General features: G+C 40.5%; 4 protein-coding genes and 1 pseudogene. 2 read left to right on the forward strand and 3 right to left on the reverse strand.

From position 1 onward, the window contains the following. Positions 1 to 744, forward strand: a 744-nt coding sequence (locus tag QZZ43_RS18300; protein WP_291862277.1) for a hypothetical protein, incomplete at its 5' end; no start/stop codon positions are given. Positions 745 to 859: 115 nt separating this feature from the next. Here the strand turns inward: QZZ43_RS18300 and QZZ43_RS18305 are convergent. Continuing rightward, positions 860 to 1,378 (reverse strand): RNA polymerase sigma factor, encoded by a 519-nt coding sequence (locus QZZ43_RS18305; protein WP_010663841.1) that lies wholly within the window; start codon positions 1,376 to 1,378, stop codon positions 860 to 862. Positions 1,379 to 1,642: 264 nt separating this feature from the next. Further along, positions 1,643 to 2,146 carry a phosphate-starvation-inducible PsiE family protein gene (locus QZZ43_RS18310; RefSeq protein ID WP_291862282.1) on the reverse strand — a complete coding sequence of 168 codons (504 nt, stop codon included), beginning with the start codon at positions 2,144 to 2,146 and terminating at the stop codon, positions 1,643 to 1,645. A 244-nt stretch (positions 2,147 to 2,390) separates the two neighbouring features. Between QZZ43_RS18310 and QZZ43_RS18315 the strand changes: the two genes are divergently transcribed. Continuing rightward, on the forward strand, positions 2,391 to 3,503 hold the full coding sequence (locus QZZ43_RS18315; RefSeq protein ID WP_291862284.1) for a nucleotidyltransferase family protein: 1,113 nt from the start codon (positions 2,391 to 2,393) through the stop codon (positions 3,501 to 3,503). On the opposite strand, the pseudogene QZZ43_RS18320 reads toward QZZ43_RS18315, so the two are convergent. Next, positions 3,481 to 3,677 (reverse strand): annotated as a pseudogene (locus QZZ43_RS18320) (5'-methylthioadenosine nucleosidase); the annotation flags it as partial. The gene QZZ43_RS18315 and the pseudogene QZZ43_RS18320 sit on opposite strands and share 23 nt — an antisense overlap.

The following is a 3,677-nucleotide window of genomic DNA, read 5'->3' on the forward strand; positions in this document are numbered from 1 at the left end:
GTTTTCGGATTGCCCAATTACAAATCCGGTGATGAAAGTCGTTTTGCAGTATCCGCAAACAAACAGGTTGCCGGGAAACTGTCTTTCTACGATAATGCCCTTGAAGATTATGCCGAAGAAGGTGAAATTGCCACTGATTTAAGCACAGATGAAACCGGATTCATTGAGGCAACCAGGAACTTTCTTAACGACCCTTCAAATGCTCATATAAACGTAATAATGTGGTCGTGGTGTGACATTGCCGGGCATGATGTATCCGGGAACTATTTGCCGGGAATGACACAATTAATAGCAGAATATGGGAAAAATGGCTCCAAAATCGGTGATCAGGAAGGACAACGGGCCAATCCTGTTCATTTTATTTTCATGACCGGACATGCAAATGGCAACGACAATATTGGCGAAGGTAAGCCGGAAAACCAGGCGGCACTAATAAACAATTATTGTCTGGAGAATAAACAGTTCTGCCTTGATTATTACAGTATCGACACCCACGACATCGCAGGAAATTATTGGAAAGATACCAATGACAATGGTTACTCCAAAAGCTATGGAGGCAACTTCTACATTGATTGGCAAGACAAGCAGGACTCCGGCGTCGGCTACTGGCAGAACAGATTATCCCCAAATGGAGAAGTCGCCTATGGCGAGCACAACACACAACACATTACAGCCAACCGAAAAGCCATTGCATTTTGGTGGATTTTAGCCCGGTTGGCCGGCTGGGATGGCGAAACCGAATAAAAAAAACAACCGACCACTGCCTAAACAGTTGGCCGGTTGCCCACTCATCCACTAAACCCAAAACCCTTTTATTATTTGGGTACTCTTTTACTCTTATTGGAATTTTAAAAAAACATCACACTGCGTAACTACCTTCACGATCCCTCAACATTTCCTGCAACTTCTTACGGGTAAAAAATATCCGACTTTTAACGGTTCCAATGGGAAGTTCAAGTTGTTCAGCAATTTCTTTGTATTTATAACCATCGGTGTGCATTCTGAAGGGAATTCTGAAATCATCATCCAGTTGCTCGATGTACTGATTCATTTCAGTTACCGAATGTACCATTTCGGGTGTTTCTGAAGCATAGTTCTTTTTAAAAGCATGTTTAAATGCGTCGTCTGAACCGTCAAAGGTATTTCTGGTTTTTTGATTTCGACGATAGTTATTAATAAAGGTATTTTTCATGATGGTAAACACCCATGCTTTAAAATTGGTATTGGCCACAAACTGGTTACGATAAGTGAGCGCTTTCAGAATAGTTTCCTGCAACAAATCATGCGCATCATCGTCATTAGAAGTTAAACTAAGGGCAAAATACAAGAGTTTATCCTGAAGCCCCAAGAGTCTGTTGTTAAACTGAATTGATGTCATGGTGTATGATTTTTAATTGTTTTTTCTGTCTAACAAATATATTAAATAAATAAACGATTGCAAAAAATCCTTCGTCTATTCATTTGTCTTATTTGTAACTTTTCTAAATAAGCCATTCTCTATTTAGTTGATTTTCTGATGCTTTGTTCTTCCACAAACAAGAAAATCTAAATTACGAAAATATAGAAACAAAGTCAAGCCCTAAAAAAGTTAAACAACAAAATCACCAAAGACATTAACAGTTTAATACATTGTTTAAAATGATTATAGTTTCTTGGGGGGGGCAAAATCATGATGTTCCAACGGACTTTCTTCCACCACGCCTTCTTTTTTCTTACGAGATGAGAACCAACGTTCCAAAGCAGTTTTCATCCAGGTACCTTTGATTAATGTATAAGAAATAGCCAAAGAAAGCAGCATAACAGCAACCCCATACAATTCTTGTACTTCATACTCAGAGAAATCCCAAATAATTACTTTCCGTGCCAAAGCAATCATCGCCACTAAAAGCACAATTTCCACATGGATCTTTTCCTCCTCAAGGAAAGCCTTCACTGTGTCGAGTAATTCTATTCCAATCAGAATAATGAGAAACAATCCAAAAAGCGACTGCAGGCGCTGGGCATTAAAAAAAGTTTCAGGCCCTGTAATGGCGCCCAATACAACGTTAAGAATGATGTTGACCGTGCTAACTAAAAGAATCAGCGACATAACAAAAAGGAGAAGAAAGATAATTCCTTTTTGAAGTATTCTAACATATTTGAGCATAGTGTAAAAGTTTTAAAATTAAAGGATTATAAAACTGGACCACTGCTGTCCGGTCAAAAAAAAGAGTGCTTTACTCCAATATAACGGGCAACAGTGATTTTAGAGGTCATAAGTTATACATTTAAGGTCAAATCATTCACCTTTCAGCAGAAAAAATGTACTTTTAACAGCTGACACAATAGCGCGTTGGTTTACTCCAACTGCTAACAAAAATTGCATCAATCCAAAATAATACTTATCAGGAATGGTACCATTTCAAACAGAAGAAGCCAATCTGATTTTTGAAATTGCCTCCTTTCGCCCTCAGTTATTCGGAAACAGGGATCTAAACGAAGAAGGGGCAAATAAAGCTTATCGGTTTGCCGCCAGAAACGGGCTGGTTCCCTGGATATATTACAAACTTAACAGTAACGATTCCAAAGGGGTTCAATGGCCGGACAGCATTCAACAGGCCATGCGGATGCAATATCTTCAAACTCTGGTAATGAACCAGCAAAAGTGGAAAGTGTTCAGAGAAATCAGGGAATTGGCAAATGCAGAGGGTATTCAGGTGATTCCACTCAAAGGCACAGCGCTGGCCTTCAGCCTTTATCCTGAAGAAGCACTACGCCCCATGGGAGACCTGGATATTCTGGTACCTCCGCATCAGGTGTACGATCTCAGGGACCTATTATTGAACAAGGGAGCCAAACCGTTACATGTACCCATTTCTGACCTTCATGATAAAGTTCACGCACACATATCGGCGCTCACCTGGCAAAACATAATGATTGAACCTCATCAAAGACTCTTTGCACTGGGTAGTGTAATGAACCTGAAGGACATTGACCTTTTTCAACACACCCAAAAGATCCCGGCATATCCTGAGGTGCAGATATTTGAAGACCGAATGCAGGCCTATCATCTTTCCACACATGCTTTTAAAGGATATAAAATGGGGGGGATGCGTTTGGGATGGTTACTTGACATTGCACTAATTCTACAAAGCAACCAGCGCAACAATGATTTTATCCCCTCTGTACTTGCACTGAATCCCAAAGCAAAAAAAGAAATACTGGCTCCTTTTCAGTGGGCATCGCTCTTGCTGAATGAGGAACCTGCAACACAACTTGAGATACCTTTCCCCGACGAGATATTATTCCATGAAGAACAAGAGCCGGGCAAAAAGCATAAAACAATGGTGGCCCAGGAAATAATGGGACTTCCGGGCATTCACAACAAAGCAAAAATGCTGTTTCGCGAATTCTTTCCACAGAAATCCTATATGGACTATCAATACGGCAAGCATCGGGGAACCGAGCTTCTGAAACTATACCTGAAAAGAATTGCCGGCCTTAGTTTGCCAGAAAATCGATAATTTTTTTCACCCCGTCGCGAAGATTTCCGGTTGCCAGCTTTAGATTCAGATCAAACTCTTCATGAGTGGGAATTCCCGAATCCATCAAATCTGTTACAGCTTTCACACAAAACAAAGGAATTTTGTGTAATCGGGCAACCCAGGCCACAGCTGCAGCTTCCATCTCTTTTATCT

The sequence above is a fragment of the Marinilabilia sp. genome, from assembly GCF_016278715.1.
Classification (GTDB): Bacteria; Bacteroidota; Bacteroidia; order Bacteroidales; family Marinilabiliaceae; genus Marinilabilia.

Bases quoted from the DNA above. Each gene is read 5' to 3' on its own strand.
- QZZ43_RS18310 (WP_291862282.1), bottom strand. From the start codon at position 2,146: ATGCTCAAATATGTTAGAATACTTCAAAAAGGAATTATCTTTCTTCTC.
- QZZ43_RS18315 (WP_291862284.1), top strand. From the start codon at position 2,391: ATGGTACCATTTCAAACAGAAGAAGCCAATCTGATTTTTGAAATTGCC.
- QZZ43_RS18305 (WP_010663841.1), bottom strand. From the start codon at position 1,378: ATGACATCAATTCAGTTTAACAACAGACTCTTGGGGCTTCAGGATAAA.